15 protein-coding genes and 2 pseudogenes are annotated in these 18,027 nt (G+C 72.0%); 8 read left to right on the top strand and 9 right to left on the bottom strand.

Features of this window, described 5'->3' with window-relative positions; translation table 11 throughout:
* From ACZ6R6_RS39570 to ACZ6R6_RS39560, 3 genes and pseudogenes are all read left to right on the top strand, one after another.
* Nucleotides 1-360: pseudogene (locus ACZ6R6_RS39570) on the top strand (DUF2867 domain-containing protein); the annotation flags it as partial.
* Between the two features lie 364 nt (nt 361-724).
* Complete coding sequence (locus ACZ6R6_RS39565; RefSeq protein ID WP_470102063.1) at nt 725-874, top strand: hypothetical protein; 150 nt, start codon at nt 725-727, stop codon at nt 872-874.
* 33 nt (nt 875-907) lie between these two features.
* Nucleotides 908-1,057, top strand: coding sequence for a helix-turn-helix domain-containing protein (locus ACZ6R6_RS39560; RefSeq protein ID WP_470102062.1), 150 nt, complete (start codon nt 908-910; stop codon nt 1,055-1,057).
* A 352-nt stretch (nt 1,058-1,409) separates the two neighbouring features.
* On the opposite strand, the gene ACZ6R6_RS39555 is transcribed toward ACZ6R6_RS39560, so the two are convergent.
* Nucleotides 1,410-2,624 carry a riboflavin synthase gene (locus tag ACZ6R6_RS39555; RefSeq protein WP_470102061.1) on the bottom strand — a complete coding sequence of 405 codons (1,215 nt, stop codon included), beginning with the start codon at nt 2,622-2,624 and terminating at the stop codon, nt 1,410-1,412.
* A gap of 702 nt (nt 2,625-3,326) precedes the next feature.
* On the opposite strand from ACZ6R6_RS39555, the gene ACZ6R6_RS39550 reads away from it, so the two are divergent.
* Both ACZ6R6_RS39550 and ACZ6R6_RS39545 read left to right on the top strand, forming a co-directional pair.
* A complete protein-coding gene (locus tag ACZ6R6_RS39550; RefSeq protein ID WP_470102060.1) occupies nt 3,327-3,680 on the top strand; it encodes a hypothetical protein in 354 nt (117 codons plus the stop codon).
* 70 nt (nt 3,681-3,750) lie between these two features.
* The gene (locus ACZ6R6_RS39545; RefSeq protein WP_470102059.1) at nt 3,751-4,347 is read left to right on the top strand and encodes a hypothetical protein; all 597 of its coding nucleotides are present in this window, start codon (nt 3,751-3,753) and stop codon (nt 4,345-4,347) included.
* On the opposite strand, the gene ACZ6R6_RS39540 is transcribed toward ACZ6R6_RS39545, so the two are convergent.
* The 5 genes and pseudogenes from ACZ6R6_RS39540 to ACZ6R6_RS39520 all read right to left on the bottom strand — a co-directional run bounded on the left by ACZ6R6_RS39540 (nt 4,308) and on the right by ACZ6R6_RS39520 (nt 8,963).
* A protein-coding gene (locus ACZ6R6_RS39540) for an IS3 family transposase (RefSeq protein WP_470102067.1) occupies nt 4,308-5,536 on the bottom strand; the annotation gives its coding sequence in 2 pieces (ribosomal slippage) (nt 4,308-5,221 and nt 5,221-5,536; 1,230 coding nt in all). The genes ACZ6R6_RS39545 and ACZ6R6_RS39540 overlap by 40 nt on opposite strands.
* An 82-nt stretch (nt 5,537-5,618) precedes the next feature.
* Nucleotides 5,619-5,878: pseudogene (locus ACZ6R6_RS39535) on the bottom strand (helix-turn-helix domain-containing protein); the annotation flags it as partial.
* A 171-nt stretch (nt 5,879-6,049) separates the two neighbouring features.
* Nucleotides 6,050-6,829 (bottom strand): ATP-binding cassette domain-containing protein, encoded by a 780-nt coding sequence (locus tag ACZ6R6_RS39530; RefSeq protein WP_470102066.1) that lies wholly within the window; start codon nt 6,827-6,829, stop codon nt 6,050-6,052.
* Between the two features lie 122 nt (nt 6,830-6,951).
* On the bottom strand, nt 6,952-7,980 hold the full coding sequence (locus ACZ6R6_RS39525) for an ABC transporter permease (protein ID WP_470102058.1): 1,029 nt from the start codon (nt 7,978-7,980) through the stop codon (nt 6,952-6,954).
* The gene (locus ACZ6R6_RS39520) at nt 7,977-8,963 is read right to left on the bottom strand and encodes a sugar ABC transporter substrate-binding protein (RefSeq protein WP_470102057.1); all 987 of its coding nucleotides are present in this window, start codon (nt 8,961-8,963) and stop codon (nt 7,977-7,979) included. Before ACZ6R6_RS39520 ends, ACZ6R6_RS39525 begins: the two co-directional genes overlap by 4 nt.
* A 404-nt stretch (nt 8,964-9,367) precedes the next feature.
* Here ACZ6R6_RS39520 and ACZ6R6_RS39515 point away from each other — a divergent pair, with 404 nt between their 5' ends.
* On the top strand, nt 9,368-10,354 hold the full coding sequence (locus ACZ6R6_RS39515; protein WP_470102056.1) for a sulfotransferase family protein: 987 nt from the start codon (nt 9,368-9,370) through the stop codon (nt 10,352-10,354).
* 118 nt (nt 10,355-10,472) lie between these two features.
* Here the strand turns inward: ACZ6R6_RS39515 and ACZ6R6_RS39510 are convergent, their stop codons facing one another.
* Nucleotides 10,473-11,366: a hypothetical protein gene (locus ACZ6R6_RS39510; RefSeq protein ID WP_470102055.1), complete on the bottom strand. Its 894-nt coding sequence runs from the start codon at nt 11,364-11,366 to the stop codon at nt 10,473-10,475.
* Nucleotides 11,367-11,529: 163 nt separating this feature from the next.
* Entirely contained in the window at nt 11,530-12,852 is a 1,323-nt protein-coding gene (locus tag ACZ6R6_RS39505; RefSeq protein ID WP_470102054.1) for a lanthionine synthetase LanC family protein, read from the bottom strand.
* Between the two features lie 229 nt (nt 12,853-13,081).
* Here ACZ6R6_RS39505 and ACZ6R6_RS39500 point away from each other — a divergent pair, with 229 nt between their 5' ends.
* A complete protein-coding gene (locus tag ACZ6R6_RS39500) occupies nt 13,082-13,822 on the top strand; it encodes a GntR family transcriptional regulator (RefSeq protein WP_306874503.1) in 741 nt (246 codons plus the stop codon).
* A gap of 182 nt (nt 13,823-14,004) precedes the next feature.
* A complete protein-coding gene (locus ACZ6R6_RS39495; RefSeq protein ID WP_470102053.1) occupies nt 14,005-16,293 on the top strand; it encodes a helix-turn-helix transcriptional regulator in 2,289 nt (762 codons plus the stop codon).
* An 89-nt stretch (nt 16,294-16,382) separates the two neighbouring features.
* Here ACZ6R6_RS39495 and ACZ6R6_RS39490 read toward each other — a convergent pair whose 3' ends face one another.
* The gene (locus ACZ6R6_RS39490) at nt 16,383-18,026 is read right to left on the bottom strand and encodes an FAD-dependent oxidoreductase (RefSeq protein ID WP_470102052.1); all 1,644 of its coding nucleotides are present in this window, start codon (nt 18,024-18,026) and stop codon (nt 16,383-16,385) included.
* Between the last annotated feature and the right edge of the window lies 1 nt (nt 18,027).

The raw sequence follows: 18,027 nt of genomic DNA, 5'->3' as shown, positions 1-18,027 counted from the left end.
CCGGAGCGGTGGGCCCGGGCGATGTTCGGCGACGTCCCCAGTGCCGCCGAGCGGCTGATCTGGCGTGGTCTCCTCGGTCTCCGGCTCAGCCGGGGACGATCGCCGGACACCGTGGCCGGATGGCGGATCGCCGGACGTGGCGAAGACTGGATCCGGCTCGAGACCGCTTCCTGGTTTCTGACCGGCAACCTTCTCGTACAGGCAACCGATGGACGGGTGTCGCTGGGGACCTTCCTGCGCTATGACCGGCGCCTGGGCCACAGCGTGTGGCCTCCGTTGTCCGCGGTCCACCGCCGGCTGACCCCCGGGCTGCTCCGCGACGCCGCGGCGAAGATAGACAGTCACCGACTACAGCCGTGACCCACCGGAGAGCTACTCGGTGACCTGGAGGGACGTTGGACCGCGCCAGCCCCCCTGTGCCTGGCCATCCCGCGGCTGACCGGGGCGTGGCGACCGATGACGACCAGATCGGCCGAGCGGGCGGGCAGCGTGCGCCGTTCCAGGTCCGTCTGCAGACAGCGGACGGGGGATAGCGGGTGGCCAGCGCAAGCATCCGCCGGGAGAAGTCCACCACCGGGACGTGCGCCGCTCCCACCTCGGCAGGCTGCGGGCCGGCGTGCCCGCCCCGCAGCCCAGGGCGACGACCTAATGCTTCGTTCCTTCTTGGGCGGCTAGATTAGCCGTACTATCAGGGCCCAGCGGGTCGTTGACAGGCGGTGAGGCGGTGCCGAAGCTCCTGTTCGCGTGGGCACCGAAGGACGCGATCGAGGAACGCAAGATCCGCAAACTGGCCGGTGCCCGGCACGCTCCGGCCGACCGGATCCGCAGGGCTCAGATCATCGCGTTGAGCTGGGAGCGGCTACGGGTGCCGTAGATCGCCCGCGAGCTCGGCTGCGCGGAGAAGACGGTGCGCTACCGGCTGACGCGCTTCAACGTCGAAGGCGTGGACGGATTGGGAGATCGGCCCGGTGTCGGCCGCAAACGGCGGATCAGCGAGGCCGAGCGCTCGCAGATCATCGCGCTGGCGCCGCACCCGCTCCTGGGCCACCAGCCATGACCCCCACTTCGCCGCAGAAGCCTGGTGGCGCATCCTCCGCCGCCAGGCCCTGGCCGGGCAGACCTTCGCCGACCCCGACGAGATCATCTACGCCACCGCCGTGGCGACCGCGCAGCTCAACACCCGCGCCCGCCCCTGGATCTGGGGCCGCCCGGCTCCCGAGCCTCGTCAACGCCGCCGCCGTTTCACCTACCTGCTTTGAGGAACGCAGCGCTAGGCGCCCGCTACCGCTGGAAGCATCCGGTGCAGGGCCGGGATCTCGATGAGGTCATTGATCCCCTGCCGGACTACCTGAGGCTCTGGTGGCCCTCGAAGAAGCGGGGATCGTCATGAAAGTCACGGTCGGCTGTGGTCACAGGTGCTTCCTCAGATCGGCCACATCCAGCAGGGGAAGGCCCCACTGCAGGGCGACGATCTCCAGGTCAGCAGCCTGCGCCATGGTGCCGTCGGGGTTCATGACCTCGCAGCACACTCCGACGGGCGGCAGCCCGGCCGCCACGCACATGGCGACGGTGGCCTCGGTGTGACCGGCGCGTTCGGAGAGCCCTCCCGGGCGAGCGGCAAGCGGGAAGACGTGTCCGGGCCGCAGGAAGTCGGTCGACCTGGCATCCGGGTGGGCCAGGCGGCGGACGGTCGCGGCGCGTTCGGAGGCCGACACCCCGGTCCCGGTCCCGGCGGCCAGGTCCACTGGGATGTGCGGGCGGGTACCGTGCCGGTCGCCGGGGCCGGGGGTGGGGTCGATCTCCAGTCGGTCCAGGACCTCGAGAGCGCACGGCACGGTCGGATGGCCGCACACCTGGGTGAGCAGGAAGGTGAACGCCTCCGGGCGTATACGCGCTCCCGCGAACACCACGTCTCCTTCGCCTTCCCGATCGGGATCCCAGATCACCACGGCTCCTCCGGCGGCGAGCTGGGCGAGTGCCTGCTGCACCCCACGTCCGCCGGACAGCCGTCCGGCCCACGGAAGCGCCGCGACCACCCCGGTCACCGCCTGCGCCAGGTCGGGCGACCGGCGCCGCGCCAGACGGATGACCAGGTCGGGTTCCAGGTTCACTCGATCCCCGACAGATAGCTCCGACAGTGTGGTGGCCTGCAGCGTCAGCGGAATCAGCGCCACCGAGAATCGGTCACGGGACACCTCGGCGACGGTGAGGCTGACGCCGTCGACCGCGATCTGCCCCTTGACCAGCGGAAGAAAGCGCTCGGGCGGTTTGATCCACAAGCGCCGTGTCGCTCCCTCGTCATCGATCCGCACGATTTTGCCCACGGCGTCCACGTTGCCCTGGACCAGGTGGCCGGCGAGCGGGTCGTTCAGCGCCAGAGGAGTTTCCACGTTGACCCGTGTGCCTGGCTGGATCTGGTCGAGGGTCGATCTGCGTCGGGTGTCGGCCGACAGCATGGCTTCCAGTACCTGCGTCCCGTGCTCGGTCTGTACGACGGTCAGGCCCACGCCGTTCAGGCAGATCGAGCCCGGCGCGCCAGCGGCGGCCATGGGAGCGCTGACCGCGATGCGCGCCTCGTCGACGGCCACTACTGTGCCGATTTCCTGGATGTTTCCGGTGAACATGCGACATCACCTCTCGATAGCAGGAGGACGAACCTCGCCGCACGAAGGATCAGGGGCCGGAACCGGCCCGAGAGGTGGCGGGGTGTCACCGCGTGGCCCGGATTCGCACCGAGTCGTCCTGCCGAAACCGGCGGAACCGGCGGGCTGTCACCGCCGCACCTTGGAATCGCACCGATCAACCTTTATCACTTAACAGCCTAGTAGATCAAAGTTTTCAATGTGGGCAAGACGGCGGCGCGCTGCGACGTCCGCCTCGCCTCCGGCTGCCTCGTCGAAGTCGTCACCAGCCATCGCCGCCAGCAGGGCGGCCCGGGATGAACTGCGCCGCCTCCCCCATGCCCTCCCTCTAGACGGGGCTCCGGCGCGATCAGCCTCTGTCCGACTCAGCCTCCATGGCAACGGTAGGCGGGGCCGGGCGTCGCCGAGCGTCCCCCGCGCGGGGGAAGGTACTGGCCCTGCCGTGGAAAGTGGTGGAGGCCGGGCGTGAGGCAGAGTCATGCCCATGATCACGCCGGTGACCGCCCTCCCTGCCCTGCCCGTTGTACCGCCGCCCGCCTGGGCGCGCGTCGCCGCTCACATGGCGGTGGCCAGCACCGTGCCTTCAGTCTGTGGCGGGCCGCCCTCGCCGTCGGGGTTCCCCTCGGGATCAGCGAGCGGGAGTTACTCGAGGGCTACCACTCTCCTGGTTGGGGCATCCTGTACATGATCGGGATCAGCCTGCTTGTCGAGCTGTCCGGGTTCATGACGATCGGCCTGGTCCGACCGTGGGGTGAGGTGGTCCCGCGCTGGATCCCGTTCATCGGCGGCAAGACCGTTCGGCCATGGGCTGCGGTGATCCCCGCAGCCGCAGGTGCCGCGACCATGACTCTGCCGTGGTGGTCACAGTTGGCCGTGATGATGTTCGTGACATACGAGGAGCCGGCACCCCACGGCGGCTACCGGAGCTTCATGTATGCCTGCTACGCACCGCTGCTGCTGTGGGGCCCGCTGCTGGCCGCTGTCACCGTGTCATATCACCGCCGCCATCGCGGCAGCTGTCAGTCCTCGCCCCATTGATCTCGAAGCTCTGGCAGTTGGGCGACTGCCACGATGGCGTGGCCGCCGCGCAGTCCCAGCTCGTCCGGCAATGTCTGTAGTGGATGGCTTTGGGGTTGCGTCGGGCGGCGGCGTCCACGGCAGCGGCGAAGGTGGCTGCGAGCGCCCGGCGCTGGGCGGTGCCGAGCCTGCGAGCCGGATACGGCGCCACGTCCTTGAACTGTTGCGGGAGGGCACCGACCGCGCGGTAGTTCTCGCCGGTGCACCCCTGGTCGGGCGTCCCCGTGCAGGGGACCGACATCCCCTGCACGGGGGAATCCGTCTGGTCGACCGCCACCGCACAGTGGCGCCCAGAGGGGTTGCGCGTGCGGCACTGGGCCGGGCGCTCGACCTGGGCAAGGTCGACATGTTCGGCCACTCCCTCGGCGGCTTCATCGCCGGGGAGGCCATGTACCGCGACCGGCGCATCGACGCGGGCGTCAACACGGACGGCGGCATGGCATACGGTGACCCCGCCGTCACGCCCTACCGGCCGGGTAAGGTGGCCGAGCACGGCTTGGAGCGGCTGTTCATGCTGATGGGCTCGGCCCCGTCAACAAGGAAACCGGCGACCTCACGGGGGCTCCCCCCTGAACGTGGACACCGAATTCAGGCGGCGGGCTTCAGGCTACCTGCAGCTTTCTCGTAATCGACCGGGCTGATCTGGCCGAGGCGGGAATGCCGCCTGACCGTGTTGTATCGGGTGATCCAGCCGAACACGGCCAGGCGGGCTGCTCGGGCATCGGGCCAGTGGCGCGCCCCCTGCAGGGTCTCGCGTTTGAGGGTCGCGTTGAACGACTCGGCCGCCGCGTTGTCAGCGCTGGTTCCGACCTCACCGCGCGAGCGGGTGACCCCGAGCCGGCGGCAGGTGCGCTCGAACTCTCGCGAACAGTATTGCGCGCCGTCGTCGCTGTGAAAGATCGCTCCCTCCAGTCGGCCGCCGCGGGTATGCGCAGCGGCCTGCAGCGCGTCGATGACCAGCTCGGTGCGCATGTGATCAGCGATCGACCAGCCCACCAGACGACGCGAATACAAGTCCACGACTGTGACCAAGTAGAGGAACGCACCGCCTCCGACAGGCAGGTAAGTGATGTCGCCGACGTAGCGGCTGTTCGGCTCCTTCGCGGTGAAGTCGCGCTGAAGCAGGTCCGCCACCGGCCGGGTATCCGGCTCCGGCACCATGGTGCGGACCTTCTTCCGCAGATGCACCCCGACGATGCCGTACTCGCGCATCACCCGCTCAACCCGCTTGTGGTTGACCTCGATCCCGGCCGCACGCAACTCAGCTGTCATCCGGGGCGAGCCATAGGTGCCCTCCTGCCCGGCATGGATCCGCCGCATCCGCCCAGCCAGATCCTCATCGGCCAGGCGGCGGGCCAGCCGCGCACCGGTGCCCTTCAGCCACCGGTAGATGCCTGAGCGCGACACCTGCAACACCCGGCACAACCGCTTCACCCCGAAGAGCGCCTTGTGATCCTCAACGAACTGAAAGCGGCTCACCAGTTCGTCTCGCCCGCGAAAAGCTTCGCGGCTCTGCGCAGAATGTCACGCTCTTGCTCCAGCTCCCGGATCCGGGCGCGGAACTGCTTGTTTTCCTCTTCCAGCACGTCGTCCGAGGGTATGTGCCCCGGCAGCGCCCGCTTACCGGTAGCAGCGGCACGCCCCGTCGCACTTGGAGCGCCCTCACCCCGGGTCTGCGCAGCGCGTACCCACAACCGCAGCGTCTCGCGGCTGATCCCCAGGTCCCTCGCGATCGACGTGATCGTCCGGTCAGGCCTGGACAAGACCAACGCGACCGCGTCGGCCTTGAACTCGGGCGGGTAGTTCTTCATCACCATCAGTGACATCTCTTCCCCTGGACCTCAAGATCCAGTCTCCAAGGTGTCCACATTCAAGGGGGAACGCCCACGATCCATCCGGGATGTCGTCGGCGAGCGTGGCGAGTAGGTCAACCGCCTCGCGGACGTAGCGCCAGGCGGTGCTGGTGCCGATGGCGGACCCGCGGCCAGACGCGCGTAGGTGTCACCGTTGCGAAGGTGGGCGAGCACCAGCAGGGCTTGCCGGGCCGCATCCAGGCGCCGCCGGCGGCAGCGCCGTTCGACACGCTGGGCGCGGATCAGCTCGGCGAGGCTGATTAGGGTGTGATTGGACAGTGGTATCGCGGCAGGGTAAGACAGCAACGAGGCTCTCCGGTAGAGGCATCGGATCTTGGTTGACTGTCTGCCGAGAGCCTCTTCTCATGCCGATCCGTGGTGCCTGGCAGGCCGCGCGGCAGCCTCACCTCGGCCTCGACCAAGGGCCCTGGCGAACGAGGATGAAAGGAACTCACTGGACTTGAAAAATCGAGATGGTCACCTCCGGGGCCGAGCAGGCCGGCCCAGCTCGTGGGCGAGCTGCTCCAGCTCGGCCCCGCCCGCCATCAGGGCGGTCAGCTCCTGTCGGGTGATGTCCGCCTTGCCGTACTCGCCGAGGCTGGTCCCCCGGTTCAGCAGCAGGAACCGATCGCCGATCGGGTAGGCGTGATGGGGGTTGTGGGTGATGAAGACGACCCCCAGACCCCGGTCGCGGGCCTGGGCGATGTAGCGGAGCACCACCCCGGCCTGCTTGACCCCCAGGGCGGAGGTCGGCTCGTCCAGGATGAGCACCCGGGCGCCGAAGTGGACGGCGCGGGCGATGGCCACGGACTGGCGCTCGCCGCCGGACAGGGTGCCCATCGGCTGGTCGACGTCGCGGATGTCGATGCCCATGGAGCGCAGCTCCTCGCGGACGGTGCGCCTGGCCCCGGCCACGTCGAAGCGGCGGAACGGGCCCCGGCCGAGCCGCGGCTCGGCGCCGAGGAAGAAGTTCCGCCAGACCGACATCAGCGGGATCATCGCCAGATCCTGGTAGACCGTGGCGATGCCCCGGTCCAGGGCGTCACGGGGGCTGGTGAAGGCGGCCGGCGCCCCGTCCACCAGATACTGCCCGGAGTCGGGTGTGTGGACGCCCGACAGGATCTTGATCAGCGTGGATTTGCCCGCGCCGTTGTCGCCCAGAACGCAGATCACCTCCCCCGCGCACACCCGCATGGAGACCTCCCGCAGCGCGATCACGCCGCCGAACGTCTTGCCCGCGGAGCGGACCTCCAGCAGGCAGGGGGGCGGCTGCCCGGTGCCCGCCGCCCGCGCCGCGTCCGCGCCCGGCCCGCCGGGCGAGGGCCGCTCCGGGGAGGGCCGCTCCGGGGTGGCGCCCGCGGGGGGCGCGCCGGTCCCGCTCAACGTCTCACCTCCTCCGCGTAGCGGCGGACGAGCCGGTTGGCGAGGGTCGCCAGCAGCAGCATGGCGCCGAGGAAGAACTTGAACCAGTCGGCGTCCCAGCCGGCGAACACGATGCCCTTGTCGGCCATGCCGAAGATCACCGCACCGATCGCGGCCCCGACCGCGGAGCCGTACCCGCCGGTCAGCAGGCACCCGCCGATCACCGCCGCGATGATGTAGACGAACTCCTGGCCGATGCCCGAGTTGGCCTGCACCGAGGTGAAGCGGAGCGCCATGACCGAGCCGACCAGCCAGGCGGCCACCGCGGTCGTCATGAACAGGGCGATCTTCGTCCGTTCGGCGGGGACTCCGGCGGCGCGGGCGGCCTGGTCGTCGCCGCCCACCGCGAAGATCCAGTTTCCGGCCCTGGTCCGCATGAGGACCCAGGTGGCCAGCGCGGTGACGCCCAGCCACCAGAGGATGGCCACCCGGAAGCCGGCCCCGGCCACCGGGACGGTCCCGGCCAGCACGGCGTGGGCGCTCTCGTAGCCCTCGGCTCTGCGGAGCCCGCCGACCTGGACGGTCCCGGTCAGTGCCTTGGTGACGCCCAGGTTGGCGCCCTGCAGCATCAGGAACGTGCCGAGCGTGACGATGAAGCTCGGCAGCTTGGTGCGGACCACGATCAGCCCGTTCAGGTAGCCGACCAGCAGGGCCGCCACGAGCGCGACGAGCATCGCCGTCCAGACCGCCAGGCCGTAGCGGGTGGCGAGGACGACTGTGATCAGGCCGGTGGTGCCGGTGAGCACCCCGGCCGACAGGTCGAACTCACCGCCGATCATCAGCAGCGCGATCGCCACCGCCATGATGCCGAGGGTGGAGGCCGGATCCAGCCAGTTGGCCACGCCCTCGACCGAGCGGAACGTGGCCGACTGGCCGGCGAAGAACGTGAAGACCGCGACCGCGCCGACCACCGCGCCGAGCTCCGGCCGGAGCAGGAGCCGCCGGGCCGTCCCCGTCCGGGCGAGCCGCTCGTCGGCCACCGTCACCGGGTGCCGCTCTCGGCGAGCCTGGCCACCTGTCCGGCGTTGTCCTTGGTGACGAAACCGGGACCGGTGTTGACCGGCAGGCCGCCGCCGACGGTGTTGAGGTTGTCGCGGTAGAGGATCAGGAAGGTGATCGGCAGCCAGCCCTGGAGATACTGCTGCTGGTCGACCGCGAACAGGATCTCACCGTCCTTGACGGCGGTGACCACGTCGGCCGACAGGTCGAAGGTGGCGAGTTTGGCCTTGGAGCCGCCGTCGGCGATCGCGTCACGGGCGGCGACCGCGACGGCCGGGTTCAGGGTGAGCACGCCGTCGACTGTGGTGTCCGACTGGAGCCTGGCCTTGATCTTGGAGGTGGCGTCGGCGAGGTTGCCCACCTCGACCTGGAGCCGCTCGACCGTGCCGCCCAGGCCCTCGGCCGCCCCCTTGCAGCGCTGGTCGAGGCCCACGTTCCCGGCCTCGTGGATGACGCAGAGCAGTTTGCCGACGCCCTCGGCCTTGAGCCTGTCCCCCGCGCCCCGCCCGGCCACGTCCTCGGACTGACCGACATGGGTGATCGCGCCGAACTCCCGGGACCTGTCCCCGCCGGAGTTGATCGTGATCACCGGGATCCCGGCGGCCACGGCCTTGCCGACGGCCTCCTTCAGCGCGTCCGGGTTGGCCATGGAGACCACGATGCCGTCGACCTTCTGGCTCACGGCCTGGTCGATGAGCTGGGACTGGCGCGCCGGGTCGCCGTCGCCCTGGTAGCTCACCGTGACGCCGTACCGCCTGGCCGCGGCCTCGGCGCCGTTCTTCACCACGTCCCAGAAGGCGTCGCCCGCGCCCGCGTGGGTGATGACGGCGAAGGCGCCCGCCTTGGCCGCGGCCGGAGCCGAGGCGCCCGCCGGCTCGCCGCCACTCTGCCCGGCCGGGCCGCCTGAGCAGCCGGTCAGGGCGGTCAGGCCCAGGGCGGCCGCGACGACCAGCCCTTTCGTCCACTTCATCGGTAACCTCCGTGCGTCGACTCGCCGGATCCTCCGTCCCTGGTTTGTAACCACCGCATTACCGCGCTGTCAATGGTTTGTCGTGACATTAGGACCTGCGTTGACGATGTCGTCGCACCGGGAGGCACCGGCGGCACGGGCCGCGCATCTGGGGCGGAGAGGCGGCGAGGGTATCCTGGTGGTCCGCGGCGGGCCGATGTCCCCGCCGCGAGGAGTGGCACGACAGCCAACTTCAGATCCGTGGAGCGGGGCGGGGGCGCCGGCCTCCACGACCTTGACGCCGACGGCTGGAGCTCCGTCACCGAGCCCCCCGACGCCCGCCGATCACCCATCGCCGGGCCCTTGCTTTTGTCCCGGGAAGCCTATATTTTCCCCAATAAAAGTAGGAATTAAGGGGAATGACGATGCCGCTACCGGATTTCCTCACCATCGGCGCCCCCAAGGCCGGGACGACCGCGCTGCACGCGGCGCTGGCCCGCCACCCGGGGCTCTTCCTGTCGCCGGTGAAGGAGCCGAAGTTCTTCCTCACCGACGGCCCGCCGCCGGCCGGAGGGGGGCCGGGCGACGCCCAGACCTACCGCGAGCACGTCTGGCGGCGCGCGGACTACGAGGCCCTGTTCGGCGCGGCGCCGCCGGACACGCCCAGGGGCGAGTCCACCCCGTTCTACCTGTACGACCTGGAGGCGCAGCGGCGCATCCGGGCCGCGATCCCCGAGGCCAGGCTGATCGTGGTGCTGCGTGACCCGGTGGAGCGGGCCCACTCCAACTGGACCCACCTGTGGTCGGCCGGGCTGGAACCGGTCGGCGACGTGGTGCGGGCGTGCGAGGAGGAGGGGCGGCGGATCAGGGCGGGCTGGGCGCCGTTCTGGCACTATCGCGGGCTCGGCCGGTACGGCGAGCAGCTGGCGCACCTGTACACCCTGTTCCCCCGCGAGCAGGTGCTGGTCTTCCGCTACCGCGACCTGGTCGACCGGCCCGCCGACACCCTGGACCGGATCTGCCGCTTCCTCGGCGTCGAGACCGGCGTCATCACCGAGGTCCCCCGGGAGAACGTCACCGCCCATCCCGAGCCGACGCGGGGCCACCGGCTGCTGTCTCGGGCGCTGCGGACCGGGGCGGCGGTCGGCCGGTTCCTCCCGGCGCGGGCGAGCGTGGCGCTGACCGACCCGCTGGAGCGGCGGCTGCAGCAGCGGGCCCGCTCCCGCCGGCCCCTCACCTGGGAGCAGCGGGAGCGGCTGATCGGCTACTTCGCCGAGGACGTGGCGCTGCTGCAGGAGACGACCGGCGAGGACTTCAGCGACTGGCTACGCCCCCGTGAGCGCTCCGGCGGCCTGGTGGGCACCCGCCCCGACGGCCAGCGCCAGGCCCGCAACGGGCGGCCGCAGGCGTAGGAGCGGCGGTGCGCGGCCCGGGGCGGACGCGGGACGCGGCGTGGGACCGGCCCTCCGGGCGGGCCGCGCCGCCCCGGGCGTCTGCGGACCGGAGCGGCCCGGCCCCGCCGCCTCGGGGTCAGCGCAGCTCGGTGCGGAGCTCGTGGGCCCCGTCCGGGCGGGTGTACTCGTAGTAGAGCCGCCGTCCGCCCCCCGGTAGGTCCACGATGTCCAGGTAGCGCAGGCCGCCGCCGGCGTGCGGCGAGAACGCGGCGGGGCCGTCCCCGGCCGGGGTCAGCTCGCCCGGGTCGGTGCCCACCGCCACGCCGGTCTTCTCCTCGTAGTTCTCCGCCGCCGTGGCCCGGCCGTCGTAGAAGGCGACGATCCCGTCGTCCAGGAAACGGACCGCGGCGATCCGCGTGCCCCTGGCGTCCCAGGCGCCGGGCCGGCCGCTGAGCGCGGCGCCCTGCCAGATCCACTCGAGCCCGTCGGCGCTGGTGGCGTAGTCGCTGACCATCTGGTCGGCCTCCTCGGCCTCGGCCAGCGGGTGGCAGGAGGCCCACAGGTGCCACACGTCGCCCCGCCGTACGATCACCGGGTCCTTGACGCCGGTCTTGGGATCTCCGGGGAGCACGGTCCGGCGGTGCCGGGGGTCGAACCCGGCCGGGTCTCCGGCCTCCAGCACCTCCACCCGCCAGTGCTTGCTCCCATGGGTGGCGCAGCTCAGATAGAGCCGCCAGCGCCCCTCGGGGGTGCGGACCAGGGTGGGACGCTCCAGCGACTCGGCGTCCATCTCCCGCCTGTCTATCGTGAGCAGGGGCTCGAACCGCTCGCCGTCCGCCGACCGGGCGACGACGACAGCGTAGCCACGCCCTTCCCCGACCGGGCGGCGCAGCCGGTAGGCCAGGTAGATCACTCCGTCGTCCGCCACCGCGCTCGGGGCGCCCGCCCAGTGGCCCGCGCCCGGCACGGCGGGCTCGACCGCCACCACCGAACGCTCCGGGTCGGGAAGAAAGTCGTCAAGGGTCAACACGGCACCGACGGTAGGCAAGGTCTGCGTGGTAGTCATGGAGAATCACCAATCGTGTTCACGGGTTTGATCGCCTTTTGGCGGTCGCATGGCTCAGGTCGCCGGGAGTCCCGGGCCGCGACCGTCCGCGGCGCCGGCCTCCCCGGCGGGGACGCTCCCATGACGCTCAGGAGTGGCGGAGCGTCGCGGCGGGCAGCGGGATGGCCGGGAACGGGTTGTCGGGGGGCAGCGTGAGCCGCCGGATCTCCTGCGGACGGGTGGTGGCGTCCAGGTGGAGCAGGGCGGCCCCGATCCCCGCCGCGCCGACCATGTATCCCGTGTCGGCGGTGACCTCCCAGGGCCGCAGCCGGCGATAGGCCTGGTACCACCGCCAACCCCGCCCGTCGTGCCGGGTGGCCCGGCCGATGAGGTCCGTCCCCAGCTCGTGGGCGAACTCCAGGTGGGTCTGGCGGCCGGTCGCCGCCCAGAGCCCGACGAACAGCTCCACCAGGCCGGCCGCGCCGCAGCACTGACACGCCACGTTCCAGTAGCCGTCCGTCCGGCGGCCCGGGGTGCCGCTGCGGACGATCCCCCGGGCCAGCCGTTCCACCCAGTCGAGATCCCCGGCGTCGCCCGCCACCCGGTACAGCTCGTAGAACATGCGCGCGACCCCGGCCGATCCCGAGCAGAACCCCAGATAGTGCAGGTCGCGGCCCTGCGGGATGTGGTGCGGGACCATCGCGCACCGGTCCGTCACGACGCTGATCGCGCGGACGAAGTCGGACCCCCTCCTGGCGGCCTTCAGGAAGCCGCTCTGCCCGGTCAGGCCGTACAGGCGGGCGAGCAGGAAGGCGGTGCCCGCCGTGCCGGACAGGAAGCCGGGCGTGACCGCGTCCAGCGGCAGGTCGGCGCAGGCGCCGTCGCCGAACCGGTGGCCGGGGACGGCGAGGTCGGCGATGCGCATGCCCGCCTCGACGGCGATCTCCTGGTAGGCGGGGACGCCCAGGATGCCGGCGGCGTGCAGGAGCCCGAGGATGATCCCGCCGTCGCCGCGCTGCGCGGGGTCGCCGGTCCAGCCGAGCCCTCCGTCGACGGGGCGGGCGCTGCGCACGATGTGGTCGGCGACGGCCCCGGCCTCCGCCTCGAAGGAGCTCTCGCCGGTGGCCCACCCCGCCTCGGCGAGCGCGAACATCACTCCCGCCAGGCCGTGGTGGAGGGAGAGGTCGGCCTGCTCCCGCCAGGTGGCGGCGAGGTAGCGGGCCCCGGCCACGGCGTCGTCGAAGTAGCCCTCGTCTCCGGTGGCGGCGGCGAGTTCGAGGAAGAACAGGACGATGCCGGCCGCCCCGGAGTACAGCGACAGCGGCTGGCCCGGTATGGCCGAGCGGCCTCGCGTGTCGGGGTTGGCCCGCCAGTGCCGCCCGCGCCCGTCGTCCACGGCCGCGGAGCGGATCCAGCGCGCGGCCCTGACCGCGGCGCTCAGCGGGGTCTCGGCCCCCGGTTCCGGGCTCATGGCGGCTCCTTCATGTGACCAGACCACCACTTTACCCCCATTTCCTACAGGATCAATAGGTAATATTGGCGTCCACGGCGTCGGTGACGACCGCCCGAGCATATGGGCAGGTTACTACGCCGGCCGGCGACCCGCCGGAGCAACGGCACATCCGGAGCGTTGAACATGATTTGTCATGACATTCTGATGTCCGCTAGCCTGATCACGGAGCGTATCCACGGGAGGGCAGATGACCGCGAAGCTCGCCATCGATCTGGACCGGTCCAGCCCGGTGCCACTCTACTTCCAAGTGGCCGAGCAGATCTCCGAGGCCATCCAGCGAGGCGACCTGCCGCCCGGATCCAGGCTCGACAACGAGATCCTGCTCGCCGACCGGCTCGGCCTGTCCCGGCCGACCATCCGCCAGGCGATCCAATACCTCGTCGACAAGGGCCTGCTGGTGCGCAAGCGGGGTGTCGGCACCCAGGTCGTGCACGGCCAGGTCAAGCGCTCGGTCGAGCTCACCAGCCTCTACGACGACCTGCGCAGGGCGGGCCAGGAGCCGGCCACCCGGGTGCTGGCCCTGGAGTCCGGGCCCGTGGACGAGAAGATCGCCGCCATCCTCGGCGTCGCCGCCGGCACCGAGGTGCTGCGGATGGAGCGGATCCGCTACGCCGCCGGGGAGCCGCTGGCCCTGCTGCACAACTGGCTGCCCGTCGGCCTGGCACCGCTGACCGCCGAGAGCCTCCAGGAGCGCGGGCTGTATGAGCTGCTCCGCTCCGCCGGGGTGCGGATGCGCGTGGCCAACCAGCGCATCGGGGCGCGCGCGGCCACCGCCACCGAGGCCCGGCTGCTCGACGAGCGGCGCGGCGCGCCCCTGCTCACGATGCTCCGCACCACCTACGACGACCAGGGCAGGGCCGTGGAACACGGCTCCCACGTCTACCGGGCCTCGCACTACTCCCTGGAGGTCACGCTCATCGAGCGCTGAGCCCTCGGATCGGAACGGTCCCGCGAGGGCAGGCCGGCCCCCCGATCGCCCTACAGCGACAAAAATCCTACAAAAGGTGTCGACCTGGACAGTTGTTTAGGGTGTTTTGTCCTCATGGGGTGTGCCGGGAGGGAACGGCCGGGAAAGAGCTAGGCGTATGACCTCAAATACGGGGGACGCCGATGCGCGGCCGGGAGCCTGAGTGGGCGGCGATCCTCAAACTGCTGGGGACCGCCGCGGACACGACCGGGAACGTGCTGCTCGTGGAGGGCGAGCCCGGGATGGGCAAGAGCCTCCTGCTCGCCGAGGCGGCGACCGTCGCGGCCGCGCGGGGCACGGCGGTCGCGACCGGCCGGGCCGACGAGCTGGGACGGCTGACGCCGCTGGGACCGCTGTTGTCGGCCCTGGAGGAGTCACCGGCCCCCGTGGCCGTCACCAGGAGCGACTTCCCCGACGGGCCGGGCCTGCTGATGTGGCTGGCCGAGCGGGTGCGGGCCGCGCTGGAGAGACGGGCGAGACCGGGACCGCTGCTGATGACCCTGGACGACCTCCAGTGGGCCGACCCCGCCACGCTCATGGCCCTGCGGACGCTGCCGTCGCGGCTGGCCTCCCACCCGCTGGCGTGGCTGCTGGCCCGCCGTACCACCTCCGGCGGCGGCGACTCCGGCCTCCTGTTCGACCTGCTCGAGCAGGAGGGGGCCACCCGGATCCTGCTGAACCCGCTCGATGAGGACACCGTGTCCGAGGTGGTCGCCGACACCCTGAACGCGGCTCCCGGAGAGGAGCTGGCGGCGCTGGCGGCGCAGGCGGGCGGGGACCCGTCCCTGCTGCTGGCGCTCCTCACCGGGCTGCGTGAGGAGAACGCCGTGCGGGTGGGCCCGGGCGTCGCCCTGCTGACCGGGACGGCGCTGCCCCGGCGCCTCCACGCCGCCGTCCGGCGGCGCCTGGAGGAGGTGAGCGCCAGGACCAGGCACCTGCTGGAGGCGACCGCGCTGCTCGGCCGCTCGTTCTCCCCGGCGTACGCGGCCGAGATGCTCGGCCAGCCGCCCGCCGCGCTGCTCCCCTCCCTGGAGGAGGCGCTCGCGGCCGGCGTGCTCGTGGTCGCCTCCGACAAGCTGGCGTTCCGGAACGAGCTGGTGTGGCGGTCGATCGTCGACACGGTGCCCGCGCCGGTACGGCAGGCGCTGCGCCAGCAGATCGGGCAGGGCCGGCCGGCCCGTCCGGCCCCCCGGCACCAGCGCGCCGACGGCGCGGCCGCCGACACCCTCGTGCTGCTGTCCCTGCTCGCCTGGGACGAGGGCAGGCTCGCGCGCGGCCTGGAGCTGGCCCGCGAGGCCGTGGAGCTGCCCGGCAGCGGGCGCCACCCGCAGCCGCGGGCCGTCCTGACGACGATGCTGACCGACCTCTGGCTGCTCGACGAGGCGGAGACGGTGCTGGCCGGTGCCGTGGAGGAGGCCGCCGGGCAGGCCGAGTGGGCCGCCGAGATACCCGTCCTCCGCGCCCGCCTCGACCTCGCCGGCGGCCGGCTGGGCAGCGCGATCGAGCAGGCCGAGGCCGGGCTGACCGCCGCCGGCAGCCTGGGCGTGCCGGTCCTCGTCTCCTCGGCCCTGTCGGTGCTCGGCACCGCCTCACTGCGGGCGGGCGACCTTCCCCGGGCGGTCAGATATCTGGAGAGCGACCTGGCCAGGGGGGTGCGGGACGCGCCGCCGTACGCGCGGCTGCGCTCGGAGCTGACGGCCGGGCGGATCAGCGAGGCGCGCGGCGGCGCGGCGAGCGGGATGAGCTCGCTCAGCCAGGTCTACGACGCGCTGCCCAGGCACACCGGGGCGCTGACCAGCGACCCGACGGCGGCGGCGTGGCTGGTGCGGGTGGCGATGGCGGTGCGGGACGAGCGCCGGGCCGACGCCGTGGTGGACGCGGCCGAGGGCATCGCCTGGCGCAACCCCCGCCTGCCCAACCCCTCGGTGGCCGCCGCCCACGCGCGCGGCGTGCGCGAGCGCGATCCGGACGCGTTGGTCCGCGCGATGACCGAGCACACCGACCCGTGGGCCAGGGCCTCGGCCGCGGAGGACCTCGGCGTGCTGCTCGGCGCCGACGCCGGCGCCCGCGACCTGGCCGTCTCCAGCCTCAACAGCGCGCTGCTGTGCTACGGGTCGGTGGACGCGATCCGCGACGCGGCACGGGTGCGGGGCCGGCTGCGGGCACTGGGCGAGCGGCGCCGCCACTGGGTCCGGACCGACCATCCCGTGTCGGGGTGGTCCAGCCTGACCGGCACCGAACGCGCGGTCTGCGATCTCGTCGCCCAGGGGGTGACCAACCGCCAGGCGGCCGAGCAGATGTTCATCAGCGAGCACACCGTCGCCTTCCACCTGCGCCAGGTCTTCCGCAAGCTCGGCATCCGCTCGCGTGTCGAGCTGGCCCGGCTCGCCGTGCAGGAGAGCGTCCGCCCGGACCGCCGCGGCGCCTCCTGACCGAGCCTCCGCCCGGACCCGCCCGGACCGCAGGGGCGGCCTCCTGAACGCCCCCCGGACCGCAGGCGGGTGCTCAGCATTCGCCCGGATCATCGGGACGCCTCGACGCCCGCCCGGACCGCGGGCGCCTCCTGCCGGGCGAAGTGCTCGTGCACCAGCCGGACCGCCATGGAGCCCTCGCCCACCGCCGAGGCCACCCGCTTGACCGAGCGGCTCCTGACGTCGCCCACCGCGAAGACGCCCGGCAGGCTGGTCTCCAGGGGCAGGCCGTCGTCGAAGCCGGTGAGGACGTATCCCCTGTCGTCGAGGGCAATCTCGGGGGCGAGCCAGGTCGTGCAGGGGTCGGCCCCGATGAACACGAACATGGCCCGGGTGTCGATGCGCAGCCGCTCCCCGGTGCGGGTGTCCTCGGCGACGACGGCCTCCAGGACGTGGGGACCGGCCAGCTCGCGCACCTCGGTGCGGAGCATCACCTCCACCTTGGGATTGTTCTCGATCCGGTCGATGAGATAGCGCGACATGTCCTGGGCGAGGTCGTCCGCGCGGACGAGCAGGCGGACCGAGCCGGCGTGCCCGGCCAGGAAGATCGTCGCCTGCCCCGCCGAGTTGCCTCCGCCCACGACCACGACCGGCTCCCCCCGGCAGAACGCGACCTCGGCCAGGGTCGCGGCGTAGTAGACGCCGTTGCCCTCGAAGTCCTCCAGCCGTGGCACCCCGAGCTTGCGGTAGCGCGCTCCGGTGGCGATGACGATCGTGCGGCCCTCGACCGGCGGCTCGTCGCGCAGCCCCACGGTGTAGTGCCCGTCCCGCCGCTTGAGCGAGGTGGCCTCGGCGGGCACGCCGAGGTGCGCGCCGAACTTCTTGGCCTGGATGACGGCGCGCTCGGCGAGTTCGCCGCCGGAGATCCCCGTGGGGAAGCCGAGATAGTTCTCGATGCACGACGAGGTGCCCGCCTGGCCGCCGGTGGCGACCGCGTCGAGCACCACCGTGCGCAGTCCCTCCGACGCTCCGTACACCGCGGCGGCCAGGCCCGCGGGACCCGCTCCCACGACGACGAGGTCGAAGACGTCCTTCGGCGCCGACGGCACCGGCAGGCCGATCTCGCGGGCCAGCTCGGCGTTGCCGGGATTGCGCAGGACCTGCGTCCCGCCCAGGATCACCACGGGCGTCTCGTCCGGCGCTATGCCGAGATTGCGCACCAGCGCCTCGGCCTCCTCGTCCTCCTCCAGGTCGATCCACCGGTGCGGCAGCCGGTTGCGGGCGGCGAACTCCCGCAGCCGCCGGGTGTCCGGCGAGTAGCGGGAGCCGATGATCCTCAGGCCCGCCCCGCTGCTGATGAGCAGCGAGCGGCGGATCAGGAAGGCCCGCAGGATCAGGTTCCCCAGCTCCGGATCGTGGGCGACGATCTGGAGCAGGCGCCGGGTGGGGACCGCCAGGATCTCGCCCGCCTCGCAGACGACCGACGTCGTGAACGCCTTCTGGCCGACAAGCAGCCCGAGCTCGCCGAGGAAGCGGCCCGGCCCGTGGACCCGCACCACCCGTTCGTCCTGGATGACGGCCGCCTTGCCCGCCAGGACGACGAAGAGGTTTGGGCAGTCCTCGCCCTCGCGGAACAGGACGTCGCCTGGCCGGGTGGGCCGCCGGACCCCGTGGGGTGCCAGCCTCGCGGTCTGCTCGTCGCTCAGCCGGGGGAAGGCCCCGTGGTGGTCGGGGGTCTCGGCGAAGGCGTCCATC

The sequence above is a fragment of the Streptosporangium sp. NPDC048886 genome, assembly GCF_055586905.1.
The sequence above is the reverse complement of the archived record's forward strand: the minus strand, read 5'-3'. Positions and strand labels throughout refer to the sequence as shown.